This window comes from Rhodanobacter denitrificans, from assembly GCF_000230695.2.
In the GTDB taxonomy this organism is placed as follows: Bacteria; Pseudomonadota; Gammaproteobacteria; order Xanthomonadales; family Rhodanobacteraceae; genus Rhodanobacter; species Rhodanobacter denitrificans.
The window spans coordinates 1,654,598-1,671,507 of sequence record NC_020541.1 but is presented as its reverse complement, the minus strand read 5'-3'; the positions used below and the strand labels follow the sequence as shown (position 1 = coordinate 1,671,507).

Below are 16,910 nucleotides of genomic sequence, written 5' to 3'. Positions count from 1 at the left end.
ACGGATGGCGTTTCTGATCGTGCTGGCTGCGCTGTGCTTCCTGATGTTCGCGGCCTATCGCGGCTACAGCGTCATCCTGTTCGCGCCGATCGCCGCGCTGGGCGCGGTGCTGCTGACCGACCCGGCGCTGGTGGCGCCGATGTTCACCGGCCTGTTCATGGACAGGATGGTCGGCTTCCTCAAGCTGTACTTCCCGGTGTTCATGCTGGGCGCGGTGTTCGGCAAGCTGATCGAACTGTCGGGTTTTTCCAAATCGCTCGTGGCGGCCACCATCGGCCTGGTCGGGCGCAGCCGGGCGATTTTGTCGATCGTGCTGGTGTGTGCGCTGCTGACCTACGGCGGCGTGTCGCTGTTCGTGGTGGTGTTCGCGGTATACCCGTTCGCCGCCGAGCTCTTTCGCCAGTCCGACATCCCCAAGCGGCTGATCCCCGGCACCATCGCGCTGGGCGCGTTCACCTTCACCATGGATTCGCTGCCGGGCACGCCGCAGATCCAGAACATCATCCCCACCTCGTTCTTCGGCACCGACACCTGGGCGGCGCCGTGGCTGGGCACGATCGGCGCGGCGTTCATCCTGGCCGCGGGCCTGAGCTACCTGGACTGGCGCCGGCGCCGGGCCGCCGCGGCCGGCGAAGGCTACGGCGACAACCTGGTCAACGAGCCGGCCCCGTTCGAGGGCGGCCGGCTGGCGCACCCGCTGGTCGCGCTGCTGCCGCTGGTGCTGGTGGGCGTGTGCAACAAGCTGTTCACCGGGCTGATCCCGCGCCTCTACGGCGAAACGCAATCGTTCCTGCCCAGCGTGGTCGGCAGCGCGAAGCCGGTGGTGCAGGAGGTGTCCAAGGTCGCTGCGATCTGGGCGGTCGAGGGTGCGCTGCTGGTCGGCATCCTGTGCGTGCTGGCGTTCGCCTGGCGCGCGGTGACCGCGCACCTCGCGGCGGGCAGCCAGGCCGCGGTCGGCGGCGCGCTGCTGGCCTCGATGAACACGGCCTCCGAATACGGCTTCGGCGCGGTGATCGCCGCCCTACCCGGCTTCAAGTTGGTGGCCGACGCGCTGCACACGATCCCGAACCCGCTGGTCAACGAGGCGGTCACCGTCACCGCGTTGGCCGGCATCACCGGCTCGGCCTCCGGCGGCATGAGCATCGCGCTGGGCGCGATGGCGGAGACCTTCATCGCCAATGCGCACGCCGCCGGCATCCCGATGGAAGTGCTGCACCGGGTGGCCGCGATGGCCTCCGGCGGCATGGACACGCTGCCGCACAACGGCGCGGTGATCACCCTGCTGGCGGTGACCGGGCTGACCCACCGGCAGTCCTACAAGGACATCTTCGCCATCACCGTGGTCAAGACCCTGGCGGTGCTGGTGGTGATCGCGGCGTACCATTTCCTCGGCGTGGTATAGGCGCACCGACGGCGCCCACGGATCGCGGGCGACAGGCTGGATGAACGGATCGAAGAAATGACGGGCAAGTTGTCACACAAGTCCGTATAATCGGTCAATTCGCCCTTCAAAACCTGCGTGACGGCCATCGAGCCGCCCGAGTCGATCCCATGTCCATCGAAAAACTGCGCAACATCGCCATCGTCGCCCACGTCGACCACGGCAAGACCACCCTCGTCGATTGCCTGCTCAAGCAGTCCGGTACGCTCAGCGAGCGCACCGTGCTGGCCGAGCGCGTGATGGACTCGAACGACCAGGAAAAGGAACGCGGCATCACCATCCTGGCCAAGAACACCGCCATCACCTGGCAGGGCAACCGCATCAACATCGTCGACACCCCGGGACACGCCGACTTCGGCGGCGAGGTGGAGCGCGTGCTGTCGATGGTCGACTCGGTGCTGATCCTGGTCGACGCGATGGACGGCCCGATGCCGCAGACCCGTTTCGTGACGCAGAAGGCGTTCGCGATGGGCTTCAAGCCGATCGTGGTGATCAACAAGGTCGACCGCCCGGGCGCACGGCCCGAATGGGTCGTGGAGCAGGTATGGGACCTGTTCGACCGCCTGGGCGCCACGCCGGAACAGATGGACTTCCCGATCGTCTATGCCTCGGCGCTGAACGGTTACGCCAGCCTCGACGACAGTGTGCGCGAAGGCGACATGACCCCGCTGTACGAGGCGATCATGCGGCACGTCAGCAAGCCTGACGTGGACCCGGACGGCCCGTTCCAGATGCGCATCAGCCAGCTGGACTACAACAACTTCGTGGGCGTGATCGGCATCGGCCGCATCCAGCGTGGCACGCTGAAGAAGAACATGCCGGTGGCGGTGATCGACCGCCACGGCAAGAAGCGCCAGGGCAAGGTGCTGCAGGTGCTGGGCTTCATGGGCTTGGAGCGCATCGAGCAGGAAACCGCCGAGGCCGGCGACATCGTCGCCATCTCGGGTATCGCCGACCTGACCATCTCCGACACGATCTGCGCGCTGGACACGCCCGAGGCGCTGCCTGCGCTGACCGTCGACGAGCCGACGATCAGCATGACCTTTCAGGTGAACAATTCGCCGTTCGCCGGCAACAAGGATCTTTCCGGCGGCAAATTCCTCACCAGCCGCCAGCTGAAGGATCGCCTGGAGCGCGAGCAGGTGCACAACGTGGCGCTGAAGGTCGAGCAGGGTTCGGACGCCGACAAGTTCCTGGTCTCCGGCCGTGGCGAGCTGCACCTGTCGGTGCTGATCGAGAACATGCGTCGCGAGGGCTACGAGCTCGCCGTATCGCGCCCGGAAGTGATCATCAAGGAAATCGACGGCCAGAAGATGGAGCCGATCGAGCAGTTGGTGGTCGACGTCGAGGAGACCCACCAGGGTCCGGTGATGGAGCGCCTGGGCATGCGCAAGGGCCAGCTCAAGAACATGGAGCCCGACGGCAAGGGCCGCGTCCGCCTGGAGTACATGATCCCGGCGCGCGGCCTGATCGGCTTCCAGAACCAGTTCAAGACCCTCACCCAGGGCTCGGGCCTGCTGTTCCACGTGTTCGACCACTACGGTCCGAAGGAAGAAGGCCAGATCGCCAAGCGCCTCAATGGCGTGATGATCGCCAACGCCGGCGGCACCACCCCCGCGTATTCGCTGGGGCCGCTGCAGGATCGCGGCAAGCTGTTCGCCGCCGAGGGCGACAACGTGTATGAAGGCCAGCTGGTCGGCATCCACGCCAAGGACAACGACCTCACCGTCAACGTGATCAAGCCCAAGCCGCTGACCAACATGCGCGCCTCGGGCAAGGACGATGCGATCCAGCTGACCCCGGCGATCAAGTTCACGCTGGAACAGGCGCTGGACTTCATCGACGACGACGAGCTGGTCGAGGTCACTCCGAAGGAAATCCGCCTGCGCAAGAAGCACCTCACCGAGAACGACCGCAAGCGCGCCTCGCGCGGCTGAGCGGCTCCTCCCGTGATGGAGCGCAAGAAGGCCGCCGCAAGGCGGCCTTCTGCGGTCAGGCCGGCGCAACCCTCGCCTTCGCGCTCGCCACGCGCAACCCCTGCCGCTGCCGCGCCAGCCTGCGCAGCAATTCGGCGAAGGCCTGCAGGTCGTCGCGCCAGGGCGAAGCGTCGCGCCAGTACAACGCGATCTCGCGGCCGCTCGCCTGCCCCTTGAGTTTTGCCAGCGCGACGTTCGGCATCGAGGCCAGCCGCTCGTGCGCCAGCGCCGGCACCAGCGCGTAGCCGCCGCGCAGGCTGACCAGGGCGGCCAGGCTTTCCAGGCTGACGTCCTGCACATGGCCGTGTTCGCTGCCGTCGCCCGCAAGGCCGTCGGCATGGCTTTCGGCCATCAGCGTGGCCTCGGCCGGATCGAGCTGACCCAGCGCGATGCTGTCCCGGCCGGCCAGCGGATGGTCGGCGCGCAGCATCAGCTCCCAGGGCTCGAAGAACAACGGGCGCGCGGCGATCCCGCTGGTCGCCGCGGCCGGCGGCGCCAGCACTGCATCGAGTTCGCCTTCGTGCAGGCGGCGCAACAGCCCGCGCGGCTTGCCCTCGGAAATGCCCAGCCAGGCGCCCGGAAAATGCTGCGAAAACGGCGCGATCAGGTGCGGCAGCAGGTACGGCCCCAGCGAAGCGGGCACGCCGAGGCGCAACTCGCCGCCGAACGCGACCTCACCGGCACGGGCGACCTGCTGCAGGTGCTCGGCAGCGGCCAGCACCGCGTCGATCTGCAGCAGCAGCCGCTGGCCGCCAGCGGTCGGCACGATCCTGCGGCCACCGCGCTCGAACAGCGGCGCACCCAGCGCCTGCTCCACCTTCTGCACCTGGTGCGACAGCCCGGACGGGCTGATGTGCATGGCCCGCGCCGCGCTGTTGAAACTGCCGTGGCGATGTACCGCCTGCACCAGCGCGAGGTCGCGCAGCGAAACGGCGGCCAGGCCCGTCGAAATCATCGAATGCTGCATGTCATCAAAGGCGTTTGCATGGACTGGTCATCGGATCCACTCTGTGCGGCGAAGTCGCCGTGAAGGTGGGCGCAGTGTACCCGCCAGCACCACCCATCAGACGCCCGCCAGCCATGCACGCCGCCTTCACGGTGGCGTGCCGGTTCGCGGCCGCATGGAGTTTGCGCGATAATTATGCTTTTGCTGGGATGGCGAACCCCACGCCCCCCAGGCACCGTCGTCGAGTCATCCCAGCCGCAGGATCCAGCCAGGAGCACCTCCCATGAAAGACACCTTTTCCGTACGCGACACCCTCGAGGTCAACGGCAAGAAGTACGCCTTCGCCAGCCTGACCAAGCTGGGCCAGCGCTTCGACCTGAAGCGACTGCCGTACTCGATGAAGATCCTGCTGGAAAACCTGCTGCGCCACGAAGACGGCGTCGATGTGACGGCGAAGGAAATCGAAGCCGTTGCCACATGGGATTCGAAAAAGGAGCCGGATACCGAAATCGCCTTCATGCCGGCGCGCGTACTGCTGCAGGATTTCACCGGTGTACCGTGTGTAGTCGACCTGGCCGCGATGCGCGATGCCATGAAGATGCTCGGCGGCGACCCCACCCTGATCAACCCGTTGTCACCCGCGGAACTGGTCATCGACCATTCGGTGCAGGTGGACGTGTTCGGCAGCGAAGACGCACTCGAGCGTAACGTCGAGATGGAATTCAAGCGCAACCAGGCTCGCTACAGCTTCCTGCGCTGGGGCCAGAAAGCGCTGACTGATTTCAAGGTGGTGCCACCGCGCACCGGCATCGTGCACCAGGTCAACCTGGAGTACCTGGCCCGCGTGGTGATGGGCACCGAGATCGAGGGCCAGCTGTGGGCGTACCCCGATACGCTGTTCGGCACCGACTCGCACACCACCATGGTCAACGGCCTGGGCGTGCTCGGCTGGGGCGTGGGTGGCATCGAGGCGGAGGCGGCGATGCTGGGCCAGCCTTCCTCGATGCTGATTCCGCAAGTGGTCGGCCTGAAGCTGCTCGGCCAGTTGCCCGAAGGCGCCACCGCCACCGACCTGGTGTTGACCGTGACGGAACTGCTGCGCAGGCAGGGTGTGGTCGGCAAGTTCGTCGAGTTCTTCGGCCCGGGCCTCAAGCACCTGGCGCTGGCCGATCGCGCCACCCTTGGCAACATGGCACCGGAATACGGCGCCACCTGCGCGATCTGCCCGATTGATGTCGAGTCGCTGAAGTACTTGCGGCTGTCCGGTCGCAGCGAGGAGCAGGTAGCGCTGGTCGAGGCCTATGCCAAGGTGCAAGGTTTGTGGCACGACGAAAACAGCGCGCCGGCCGAGTTCAGTGTCACGCTCGAACTGGACCTGGCCAGCGTCAAGCCCTCGATGGCCGGCCCCAAGCGCCCGCAGGATCACGTACTGCTGACCAACGTCAAGCAGAACTTCAACGACAACCTCGGCGCCACCATCGTCCGCCGCAACGGTGCCGAGGCGCGCTTCGCCAACGAAGGCGGCGCCACCGCCGTGGGGCATGACGCAAGCGCGCGGACGCATCGCCAGCGCGTGGTGCGCAACGGCCAGGAGTTCCACGTCGACGATGGTGCCGTGGTCATTGCCGCGATCACCTCGTGCACCAATACCTCCAACCCGGCGGTGATGCTGGCTGCCGGCCTGCTGGCCAAGAAAGCCGCCGCCAAGGGCCTGAAGACCAAGCCGTGGGTGAAAACCTCGCTGGCACCGGGCTCCAAGGTGGTCACCGACTACCTGGAAAAGACCGGGCTGCTCACCGAACTGGACAAGCTCGGCTTCTACCTGGTCGGCTACGGCTGCACCACCTGCATCGGCAACTCCGGCCCGCTGCCGGAAGAAGTCAGCAAGGCGATCAGCGACGGCGACCTCACCGTGGGCGCCGTGCTGTCAGGCAACCGCAACTTCGAAGGCCGCGTCCACGCCGAAGTGAAGATGAACTACCTGGCCTCGCCACCGCTGGTGGTGGCCTACGCCCTGGCCGGTTCGCTGGACGTCGACCTGACCACCGAGCCGCTCGGACAGGGCACGGATGGCAAGAACGTCTATCTGAAAGACGTCTGGCCCTCCAACAAGGAAATCAGCGACCTGATGGCGGGTGCCGTGACCTCGGACATGTTCAAGAAGAACTATGCCGACGTGTTCAAGGGCGATGAGCGCTGGAGCTCCATCGCCTCACCCGATGGCGATTTGTACGCGTGGGACAGGGATTCCACCTACATCAAGAACCCGCCCTACTTCGACGGCATGACCATGGCGCTGACCCCGGTCGAGGACATCCACGCTGCGCGCTGCCTGGGCCTGTTCGGCGACTCGATCACCACCGACCACATCTCGCCGGCCGGCGCGATCAAGAAGGATTCCCCGGCCGGGCGCTTCCTGATCTCGCGCGGCGTGCAGCCGATCGACTTCAATTCCTACGGCTCGCGCCGCGGCAACGACGACGTGATGGTGCGCGGTACGTTCGCCAACATCCGCATCAAGAACCAGCTGCTGGATGGCGTGGAAGGCGGCTTCACCCGCCACATCCCCAGCGGCGAGCAGATGTCGATCTACGACGCGGCGATGAAGTACAAGGAAGAAAAGACCCCACTGGTGGTCATCGCCGGCAAGGAATACGGCACCGGCTCCTCGCGTGACTGGGCCGCCAAGGGCACCCTGCTGCTGGGCATCAAGGCGGTGATCGCCGAGAGCTTCGAGCGCATCCACCGCTCCAACCTGGTCGGCATGGGCGTGCTGCCGTGCACGTTCAAGGATGGCGAGAATGCAAAATCGCTGGGCCTGACCGGCAACGAGACGTTCGACCTCACCGGCCTCGACAACGGCAACTCGAGGAACGCCACCGTCACCGCCACGGCAGCCGACGGCAGCAGGAAGCAGTTCAGCGTGAACGTGATGCTGCTGACCCCGAAGGAGCGCGAATTCTTCCGTCACGGCGGCATCCTGCAGTACGTGCTGCGTCAGCTGGCCGGCAAGAAGGCCGCCTGAATTTCGGCCTGACTCCTGCAACGAAAACCGCCCCGGACTCCGGGGCGGTTTTCCATGAGTGCTCCGATGGACCGTTACAGCGAATGCTTCCAGCTGGCCATATAGCAGCGCCATTCGCCATCTTCCTTGCGCCACGCCGATTCGACCTGGTACAGGCCCAATTGATCGGGCAACAGGCGACCGCCGCTGGTCAGCGTGACCGTGAAGGTCGCCACCATCCGCTCGCCACGGGGTTCGATCGATACCGGTCCCATGCTCACGCCGACGTGCTCGCCGCGCAGCGCCAGCAGCCTGATCATACCGGTCAGTCCGCGCCGATCCAGTTGCCCCGCATTGCCGTCGAAGTCCTCGCTCAAGCGGGCACCGACGTCGCCGGCCGAACCCGCTTCGGCCGCCTGTGCTGCCGACGCGATCGCCGCACGCACCTGCGCTTCGTCCGGCGTGCGCCGGCACGCCGGCAACCCCAGCACGAGGCATGCGAGAACAATCGGCAAAAAGACGGTTTTCCCCGGTGTCATCATCGACGCAACTCGTTGCGGTGCGGCTTGCCGCTGTACGCGGGCGTATGCTCCAATCAACCGGCGCAGGATCCATGATGGTGCCAATACCCATCCGATTCCATCATCCGTCCCATCGCCATCGACAAAACAGGGAACCCAAAGCATGAGCAACGAACGTCCGTGGCTGGAGAACTATCCAGCCGGCGTGCCGGAACAGATCGACGTCAGTCAATATGCTTCGGTACCGGCGGTGCTGGAAGAAGCGTTCACCCGCTTCCGCGACCGCCCGGCGTTCGCCAGCTTCGGCCGCCAGCTCAGCTACGGCCAGATCGACGAGATGAGCCGCCAGTTCGCCGGTTACCTCACTGGCGTGCTCAAGCTCGGCAAGGGCGATCGCATCGCGCTCATGATGCCGAACGTGCTGCAGTATCCGATCGCCCTGTTCGGCGCGCTGCGCGCCGGCCTGGTTGTGGTCAACACCAACCCGATGTACACCGCGCGCGAACTGAAGCACCAGCTGGAAGATTCGGGTGCCAGAGCGATCGTGGTACTGGACAACTTCGCCGCCACCTTGCAGCACGTCGTGGCCGAAACCCACGTGCAGCACGTCATCACCACCGGCATCGGCGACCTGCTCGGCTTCCCCAAGGGCGCGCTGATCAACTTCGTGCTGAAGCACGTGAAGAAGATGGTGCCCGCGTTCGATCTGCCGCAGGCCGTGCGCTTCCGCGACGCGCTCGCGCGCGGCGCGGCGCATCCGCTGCAACCGGTGACGCTGGGCCACGACGACATCGCCTTCCTGCAATACACCGGCGGCACCACCGGCGTGGCCAAGGGCGCCATGCTGACCCACGGCAACATGGTGGCGAACATGCTGCAGGCTGCCGCCTGGATCGGCACCGAGCTGGTCACGCCCGGCGAGGAAGTGATCATCACCGCGCTGCCGCTGTATCACATCTTCTCGCTGACCGCGAACGGCCTGGTCTTCATGCGCCTGGGCGGGCTCAACTGGCTGATCACCAACCCGCGCGACATGCCCGGCTTCGTCAAGGAACTGCGCAAGTCCGGCTTCACCGCGCTGACCGGCGTCAACACGCTGTTCAACGGCCTGCTCAACACGCCCGGTTTTTCCGAACTGGATTTCTCGAAGCTGCACCTCACCCTGGGCGGCGGCATGGCGGTGCAGCGCGCCGTGGCCGAACGCTGGAAGAAGGTCACCGGCTGCACCCTGGCCGAGGCCTACGGCCTGACCGAAACCTCGCCCGCGGTCTGCATCAATCCGCTGGACCTCAAGGAATACAACGGCTCGATCGGCCTGCCGGTACCGTCCACCAATGTGGCGATCTGGTCGGAGGACGGCAAGCCGCTGCCGGTCGGCGAGGTCGGCGAACTGATGGTGCACGGACCGCAGGTGATGAAGGGCTACTGGAACCGCCCGGACGAGACCGCCAAGGTGCTCGGCGCCGATGGCTGGCTGCACACCGGCGACATCGCGAAGATGGATGTGAACGGATACTTCTACATCGTCGACCGCAAGAAGGACATGATCCTGGTGTCCGGCTTCAACGTGTATCCGAACGAGGTCGAGGACGCCGTGATGGCGCACCCCGGTGTGCTCGAGGTGGCCGCGGTCGGCGTGCCGGACGAGCATTCCGGCGAAGTGGTGAAGCTGTTCGTGGTGCGCAAGGACCCGAACCTCACCGAAGAAGCCCTCAAGCAGTTCTGCCGCGAGAACCTCACCGGCTACAAACGGCCCAAGCTGATCGAGTTCCGCGACAGCCTGCCGAAGAGCAACGTGGGCAAGATCCTGCGCCGCGAGCTGCGCGACGAGAAAAAAGCCCAGGCCTGAGTTTTTCAGGCCTGGGCAAACGAGAACGCCCGCACGTGCGGGCGTTTTTCGTGCAGCGGTCGCGCCGGCTCAGCCGTCCTTCCAGTACTCCAGGATGTCGGCGTAACCACCCAGCAGGTTCCACAGCGGCACCTGCTTGTCCTCGGGAATGCGGCTGTACGAAAAACCGATATGGTGATCGGAGATACGCGCCACCACCGCCTCGAGGTGGATGTGCAGGTTGTTGCCGAAGATCATGTCGAGCACCCAGTTCTGCCCCACATGGCCCGACCAGCCCAGCGGGCGGCGCAGCAGCGCGCCGGTGGCCGAGATATCGACCAGCTCGGTCGGACGCGACTCGCCGTTGCTGCTCATCAGCACCGTCGTCTCGATCTGCATGCGCGCCGGACGCAACTGCTCCGGTCCGCCGCCATCCTGTCCGTTCTTATCGATCGCCATCAGTTCCACCGCCTGTTTGTACTTGCACCCATCGAGGGGGCTGCGTCCGACATCGCCCTGAAACCTTTCTGTCGCACCCTTCGCCGGCGGGGCGCTGCGCCTTGCCTGGCCGGGTTGCTCAGTCGTTGTCCAAGCAATCACCATGCCACGCCAGGTCAACGTTCCGTCGGACGCCGATCCGGCACCGGCCGCATCCCGCATGGCCCTGCCACGATCCACACTGCCCAACCCCGTCGTGTCGTCGCCGCGCCATCATGGCGCAGGCGCGGCCCGCCAGGCATCGCCGAATGTCGCGCTGACGCGGAGCCTGACCCAATTCGACGCATTAGGTCACATGCCGCCCCAGCCACGCTCTCCGACACGCCGGTTTCGTACGATGCCATCCGTCTATTGTGCCTGCCGGGAGCACCGCTGCAAAACCGGCCCATGTCCGCGGCCGGCGCATGCCGGGCAACTGCATCGGCCGGCACGTGCTGGACTTGGCGCCAGTCAACCGCTACTCTTGCCCCACGCATGGCTCCATGGAAATGTTTGCCGAGTACTTCCGGCTCCCTTGGCATCCGTGCGATTGCTCTCGAACCGACCAGTGAACAGCCGGTGGCGTCGTTTCCCGCCTTCCCTGGCTTGGCGTCCCTGTCGTGGCTGACAACCCGCAGTCGACGTGCGACGTTCACTGACGACCCGCCTGACCGAACCACCATCGAGTGGCTTCGTCATGCCCGTCGTGACGAAGGCGTCCGCCGCGCCTCGACCGAACAAGTGTGAAGGACGCATTACCCCGGAATGCCGCTTCACCGCGTGTTCCGAACACGGACATCCGATGCCGCGGGGGCATGGGGATGAATCCGATCATGTTGAACGCACTGCAGCCGCTGAAGACGGCCCCATGACATGCATTGATGAGCACTGAGCCCGTCGAGCCACAGAGCCCGGTCACCGCACCGCAGGACGCGTTTGCGCCGGTACCTCAACAACAGGAAATGCCGCTGGCCATCGTGCATGGCCAGCCCTTGCTGCAGATGCCGCAAGACCTGTACATCCCGCCGGACGCGCTCGAGGTCATCCTGGAGGCGTTCGAGGGACCGCTGGACCTGCTGCTGTACCTGATCCGCCGGCAGAACCTCGACATCCTGGACATCCCGGTCGCCGAGATCACCCGGCAGTACATGACCTACATCGAGCTGATGCGGGACGTGATGCGGCTGGAACTGGCCGCCGAATACCTGCTGATGGCCGCGATCCTGGCCGAGATCAAGTCGCGGCTGCTGCTGCCGCGGCCGCCGGCCGAGGAAGGCCTGGAAGAGGATCCCCGTGCCGAACTGGTACGGCGCTTGCAGGAGTACGAACGCTTCAAGCGCGCGGCCGAGGACATCGAGGCGATGCCCCGGCTGGAGCGCGACACCACGGTGGTGCACGCCGACGTGGGCGAACGCAACGTGATCAGGTTGCCGCCGCCGCTGGAGCTGACCGAGCTGCTGCTGGCCCTGAAGGACGTGATGCACCGGGCCGAACTGTTCGGGCATCACGCGATCAGGCGCGAGACGCTCAGCGTGCGCCAGCGCATGGGCGAATTGCTGAGCCGGCTCGACGACAGCAGCTTCCACCGCTTCGAGAGCCTGTTCGACGTCAGCGAGGGACGGCTCGGCATCGTGGTGACGTTCCTGGCGATGCTGGAGCTGGCCAAGGAAATGCTGGTCGAGATCGTCCAGGAAGAACCACTGGCGCCGATATACGTGAAGGCGAAGGTGAGCCACGCCGAAGAACCCGCCGACGCACCGGCGGACGACACACAGGCGGGCGAATCGGCGCTGATCGAATCGTCCGGCGAATGAACGACATCCACTGAGCGGTACCGATCCAACCGGCATCCGAACCCAAGGTCATGCAGATCGAGCAACTCAAACCCATCGTCGAGGCCGCCCTGCTGGCCTCCACCCAGCCGATGACCGTGCAGCAGCTGGGCGAGCTGTTCAACGAGGCCGACGAGGTCGGCCGCGAACAGGTCGCCAAGGCACTCGAGGCACTGGCCGAAGACTGCGCCGGCCGCGGCATCGAGCTGAAGGAAGTGGCCTCCGGCTTCCGCTACCAGGTGCGCCAGGAGGTGCATCCGTGGATCTCGCGGATGTGGACCGAGCGGCCCAGCCGCTATTCGCGCGCACTGCTGGAAACGCTGGCGCTGATCGCCTACCGCCAGCCGATCACCCGCCCCGAGATCGAGCAGATCCGCGGCGTGGTGGTGTCCTCCAACATCATCAAGACGATGGAGGAGCGCGAGTGGATCCGCGTGGTCGGCTACCGCGACGTGCCCGGCAAGCCGGCGCTGTTCGGCACCACCCGCGCCTTCCTCGACTACTTCAACCTGAAATCGCTGGACCAGTTGCCGCCGCTGTCGGAAATCCGCGACCTGGAAGACCCGCAACTGCGCTTCGAGCCCGAGCCCCTGCCCGCCCGCGTCGTGCGCGACCTGCCGATCGACCCGGACGAGGAACTCCTGCACGAGCACGATGCCGTCGATGCGGCAGCCGACGACTACCACACCGCGACCGCCGCCGAAGCGCCGGCCGCCTCCGAATCCGGCGATGCCGGCTCCGACCCGAGCCCACCCGCCGAAACCCTGACAACCACTGCCGACGAGGCAGCGAACCCCGCCGCGGACGTCGAACCCGACGCCGCCGAGCAAGACCCCGAGGAGTACCGCGCATGAATGCGCCGCAAAAATCCGTTTTGTCCCTGAAGCGCGAACCGCGCGCCGACAGCGACGCCCCCGCCCTGGAAGAACGCCTGCACAAGGTGCTGGCCAACGCTGGCCTCGGCTCGCGCCGCATGCTCGAGCAGCGCATCCAGTCCGGCGAAGTCGAACTGAATGGCGCCCCCGCCGAAATCGGCATGAGCGTGAAGGCCGGCGACCGCGTGATCATGGACGGCAAGCAGTTCGTCGTAGCCACCGACAGCCGCGACGACACCGAGGTGCTGATCTACCACAAGCCCGAAGGCGTGCTGACCACCCGTGACGACCCGGACGGCCGCCCCACCGTGTTCGAACAGCTGCCGCGCCTGAAGGGCGCGCGCTGGGTCGCCGTGGGCCGACTCGACATCAACACCACCGGCCTGCTGCTGCTGACTACCGACGGCGCCCTGGCCAATGCGCTGATGCACCCCAGGAGCGGACTCGAACGCGAATACCTGTGCCGTGTGCACGGCGAGGTGCCGGACGAAGTCATCGAGAAACTCAAGGCTGGCGTGGAACTGGAGGACGGTCCCGCCCGCTTCGACGAGATCGCCGTGATCAGTCGCGGCGGCAGCCACAGCTGGTTCCGCGTGGTGATCCGCGAAGGCCGCAACCGCGAGGTGCGCCGACTGTGGGACTCGCAGGGTTTCCTGGTCAGCCGGCTCAAGCGCATCCGCTACGGCGCGATCGAGCTGCCGCGCAACCTGCGCCGCGGCGAATGCGAGGCGCTCGATGCCGAAGCCGTCAAGCAGTTGCGCCAGACCACCGGCGTGGACATGCCGCAGCCGGTACTGACCCTGAGCCCGGTGCTGCATCAGCGCCGCGCCAACCGCAACGTCACCGAGTATCGCCCCGCGAGCGGCGCCGGCACCGCCTGGACGGGCGGCCAGGATGAGGCGCGCGAGCTGCGCGCGTATGACCGCATCCGCGAAGAGCCGGTGCGCGGCCGCAAACCGCCGCGTCGCGACGGCAAGGAAGTCAACGGCAACCTGGCCCGCCCCGAACGCGGTGCGCCGGGCGGCAAACGCGGCGGCAAGAGCAAGCGGGTGGCGCCGGGCCAGGAGCTGCCGTCGGTGCGCACCTGGTTCGCCGGCGAGAGCCGCGATGGCAGCGGTCGCCCTGGCGCGCCGCGCGGCAACGCCGGTGGTGCGGCCGGCAACCGCCGCGCAGCCGGCGGCAAGCCGTTCGGCGCGCACAGCGGCGGCAACGAAGGTCGCGCTGCGGGCAGCCCCTACGGCGGCTTCGGCGGCGAATCGCGTGGCCCCGGCCCCGGCCTCGGCGGCAACCGTGCACCGGGCAATCGTGGTCCACGTCCGCAAGGCCAGGGCCAGGGCAACCGCGCGCATGGCAACCCGGCACGCCCACAAGGCCAGGGCGGCAATCGTCCGCAAGGTCATGGCGGCAATCGCCCGCAAGGCGGTTCCCGGCACGGCGGTCCGGGCGGCGGTCGGCCACCGGGTCGCGGCGGCAACCGTTCGGGCAATCGCTGAGGCGGCTGATCAATGCTGCGCATCTATCACAACAACCGCTGCTCCAAGTCGCGCGCCACGCTCGCGCTGCTGGAACAGCACGGCGGCAAGGTCGAGGTGATCAACTACCTCGACACGCCGCCGAGCGCCGCCGAACTGGCCGTGTTGCTGCGGCAACTGGGCATGACCGCGCGCGAACTGCTGCGCACCGGCGAGGAGGAGTACCGCTCGCTGGGGCTGGACGATCCCGCCCTCGACGAGGGTGCACTGATCGCCGCGATGGTGGCGCACCCGAAGCTGATCGAACGCCCGATCGTGGTCGCCAACGGCAAGGCCGTCATCGGCCGCCCACCGGAAGCGGTGCTGGCGATACTCTGAGTTGATCGCCCATTGCTCGACAAGAAGCCGCCCCCAAGGCGGCTTTTTGTCGAATGAACCGCATCGATCCGGCACTCGCAGCAGCCCGCTCGCGGGCGATGCTTTCGCTCTGATCTGAACAGCATCGCCCGCCGGCGGGCTCCTGCGGATGGACGGGGAGTTCAGCCCGGATCGAGCGTGAACGCGTCGGCGTCCATCCACGCCGGGAAGCGTTCGCGGTGCGCCAGCAGCGGTGCCGGATCCAGCGTCACCATCGCCAGCTGTTCCTGCGCGCCCAGTTCCACCAGCGGCTCGCCGACCGGATCGAGCACCGCGCTGTCGCCGGCATACGGAATCTCGTTGCCGTCCACGCCGACCCGGTTCACCCCGACCACATAGCTGAGGTTCTCGATCGCCCGTGCGCGCAGCAAGGTGCGCCACGGCTGCCGGCGCGGCGCCGGCCAGTTCGCCACGAACACGGCCAGGTCGTAGTCCATGCCGCCGCCAGCGGAGGCCAGCCGGCGATTGCGCAGCCACACCGGGAAGCGCAGGTCGTAGCAGACCTGCGGCAGGATGCGCCAGCCCTTCAGCTCCACCACCAGGCGCTGGCTGCCGCCGCCGTAGCGGGTATGTTCGCCGGCCATGCGGAACAGGTGGCGCTTGTCGTACTGCTCAAAACTGCCATCCGGCCGCACCCACAGCAGGCGGTTGTAGACGACGCCGTCCTCGCGGATCGCCAGGCTGCCGCAGAGCACCGCGCCCACCTCGACCGCCAGCGCACGCAGCCACGCCACGCCCTCGCCGTCCATGCTGTCGGCGCTGGCATGGGTGTCGTTGCTGAAGCCGGACAGGAAGGTCTCCGGCAGCACGATCAGGTCGCTGCCTTTCGCCTGGCGCACCAGCGTGCCGTAGTAGTCGCGATTGGCCGGCGCGTCGTGCCAGCGGGTAGCGCCCTGTACCAGCGCTACGCGCAGCGGTTCAAGGCTCACCCTGTCGCTGCTCATAGCCGGCACAGCCGCTCGGCGGCCGCCTCCATGGTGGCGTCGCTCTTGGCGAAGCACAGCCGCAGCAGTCGCGTACCCGGCGCGCGCTCGTAGAACGGCGTCAGCGGGATCGCCGCCACGCCGCCGTGCTCGACCAGCCAGCGGCTGAAGGCGAGATCGTCCTCGTCGCGGATCGCCGAATAATCGACCAGCTGGAAGTAACCGCCCGGCACGTCGAGCAGCTTGAACCGCGACGGTGCCAGCAGTGCGCGGAAGCGGTCGCGCTTGGCCTGGTAGAACGCCGGCAGCTCCAGGTAATGCTGCGGATCGCTGGCCATGAATTCGGCGAACGCCGCCTGCGCCGGGTGGAAGGTGCAGAACGTGAGGTACTGATGCACCTTGCGGAACTCCGCGCTCAGCGCGGCCGGCGCCACCGCGTAGCCGACCTTCCAGCCGGTGCAGTGGTAGGTCTTGCCGAACGAGGAGACCACGATGCTGCGCCCGGCCAGTTCCGGATGACGCAATACGCTTTCGTGAGCACCGTCATAGACAATGTGCTCATACACCTCGTCGGACAGCACCACGATCTCCGTCTCGCGCACGATCGCCGCCAGCTCGTCCAGGTCGGCGGCGGACAGCACCGCACCGGACGGATTGTGCGGGCTGTTGATCATGATCATGCGGGTCTTCGACGTCACCGCGTCGCGCACGCGCTGCCAGTCGATCGCGAACGCCGGCACGGTCAGCGGGATGTGCACCGCGCGCGCGCCCTGCAGCTCGATCGCCGGCTCGTAGCAGTCGTAGGCCGGGTCGAACACGATCACCTCCTCGCCCGCGCGTACCGTCGCGGCGATTGCCGCGAAGATCGCCTCGGTGGCGCCGGAGGTGAGCGTGATGTCGGTATCGACGTTGAGCCTGCGGCCGTAAAGCTTTTCGGTCTTCAGCACGATCTGCTCGCGCAGGGCCGCGATGCCGTGCATCGGCGCGTACTGGTTGCGGCCCTCGTTCATGGCGCGGCCGAGCGCATCGCGCAGCCCTTGCGGCGGCTCGAAGTCGGGGAAACCCTGGCCCAGGTTGACCGCCTTGTGCTCCAGCGCGAGCTGGCTCATCACGCTGAAGATGGTGGTGCCGACTTTCGGGAGCTTGGTAGCGATCATCGTTTGGCCGTATAAATGTCCGTAAACCCGGCAGCGTACTG

At 66.7% G+C, this 16,910-nt stretch carries 13 protein-coding genes; 8 read left to right on the top strand and 5 right to left on the bottom strand.

Annotation, left to right across the window (positions count from 1 at the left end):
- Positions 1-4 precede the first annotated feature (4 nt).
- Positions 5-1,402: a GntP family permease gene (locus R2APBS1_RS07525; protein WP_015447459.1), complete on the top strand. Its 1,398-nt coding sequence runs from the start codon at positions 5-7 to the stop codon at positions 1,400-1,402.
- 149 nt (positions 1,403-1,551) lie between these two features.
- The gene (gene typA, locus R2APBS1_RS07520) at positions 1,552-3,378 is read left to right on the top strand and encodes a translational GTPase TypA (protein ID WP_007509915.1); all 1,827 of its coding nucleotides are present in this window, start codon (positions 1,552-1,554) and stop codon (positions 3,376-3,378) included.
- A 55-nt stretch (positions 3,379-3,433) separates the two neighbouring features.
- On the opposite strand, the gene R2APBS1_RS07515 is transcribed toward typA, so the two are convergent.
- A complete protein-coding gene (locus R2APBS1_RS07515) occupies positions 3,434-4,384 on the bottom strand; it encodes a LysR family transcriptional regulator (protein WP_015447458.1) in 951 nt (316 codons plus the stop codon).
- Positions 4,385-4,646: 262 nt separating this feature from the next.
- Here R2APBS1_RS07515 and acnA point away from each other — a divergent pair, with 262 nt between their 5' ends.
- On the top strand, positions 4,647-7,388 hold the full coding sequence (gene acnA / locus R2APBS1_RS07510) for an aconitate hydratase AcnA (protein WP_015447457.1): 2,742 nt from the start codon (positions 4,647-4,649) through the stop codon (positions 7,386-7,388).
- A 74-nt stretch (positions 7,389-7,462) separates the two neighbouring features.
- Here acnA and R2APBS1_RS07505 read toward each other — a convergent pair whose 3' ends face one another.
- Positions 7,463-8,059 (bottom strand): hypothetical protein, encoded by a 597-nt coding sequence (locus R2APBS1_RS07505; protein WP_244868511.1) that lies wholly within the window; start codon positions 8,057-8,059, stop codon positions 7,463-7,465.
- Here R2APBS1_RS07505 and R2APBS1_RS07500 point away from each other — a divergent pair.
- Positions 8,052-9,737 (top strand): long-chain-fatty-acid--CoA ligase, encoded by a 1,686-nt coding sequence (locus tag R2APBS1_RS07500; RefSeq protein ID WP_007509924.1) that lies wholly within the window; start codon positions 8,052-8,054, stop codon positions 9,735-9,737. The genes R2APBS1_RS07505 and R2APBS1_RS07500 overlap by 8 nt on opposite strands.
- A 69-nt stretch (positions 9,738-9,806) precedes the next feature.
- Here the strand turns inward: R2APBS1_RS07500 and R2APBS1_RS07495 are convergent, their stop codons facing one another.
- Positions 9,807-10,175, bottom strand: a complete 369-nt coding sequence (locus R2APBS1_RS07495) for a PilZ domain-containing protein (RefSeq protein WP_007509926.1) — start codon at positions 10,173-10,175, stop codon at positions 9,807-9,809.
- Positions 10,176-11,074: 899 nt separating this feature from the next.
- Between R2APBS1_RS07495 and R2APBS1_RS07490 the strand changes: the two genes are divergently transcribed.
- The 4 genes from R2APBS1_RS07490 to arsC are packed head-to-tail and all read left to right on the top strand — an operon-like array spanning position 11,075 to position 14,750.
- Positions 11,075-12,007: a segregation and condensation protein A gene (locus R2APBS1_RS07490; RefSeq protein WP_015447455.1), complete on the top strand. Its 933-nt coding sequence runs from the start codon at positions 11,075-11,077 to the stop codon at positions 12,005-12,007.
- Positions 12,008-12,057: 50 nt separating this feature from the next.
- Positions 12,058-12,879 carry an SMC-Scp complex subunit ScpB gene (gene scpB, locus R2APBS1_RS07485; RefSeq protein ID WP_015447454.1) on the top strand — a complete coding sequence of 274 codons (822 nt, stop codon included), beginning with the start codon at positions 12,058-12,060 and terminating at the stop codon, positions 12,877-12,879.
- On the top strand, positions 12,876-14,393 hold the full coding sequence (locus R2APBS1_RS07480; RefSeq protein ID WP_015447453.1) for a pseudouridine synthase: 1,518 nt from the start codon (positions 12,876-12,878) through the stop codon (positions 14,391-14,393). Before scpB ends, R2APBS1_RS07480 begins: the two co-directional genes overlap by 4 nt.
- Positions 14,394-14,405: 12 nt before the next feature.
- Positions 14,406-14,750 carry an arsenate reductase (glutaredoxin) gene (gene arsC, locus R2APBS1_RS07475; protein ID WP_015447452.1) on the top strand — a complete coding sequence of 115 codons (345 nt, stop codon included), beginning with the start codon at positions 14,406-14,408 and terminating at the stop codon, positions 14,748-14,750.
- Between the two features lie 161 nt (positions 14,751-14,911).
- Here the strand turns inward: arsC and R2APBS1_RS07470 are convergent, their stop codons facing one another.
- Complete coding sequence (locus R2APBS1_RS07470) at positions 14,912-15,733, bottom strand: amidohydrolase (RefSeq protein ID WP_015447451.1); 822 nt, start codon at positions 15,731-15,733, stop codon at positions 14,912-14,914.
- Positions 15,730-16,869 (bottom strand): pyridoxal phosphate-dependent aminotransferase, encoded by a 1,140-nt coding sequence (locus R2APBS1_RS07465; protein WP_015447450.1) that lies wholly within the window; start codon positions 16,867-16,869, stop codon positions 15,730-15,732. Before R2APBS1_RS07465 ends, R2APBS1_RS07470 begins: the two co-directional genes overlap by 4 nt.
- Positions 16,870-16,910 lie beyond the last annotated feature (41 nt).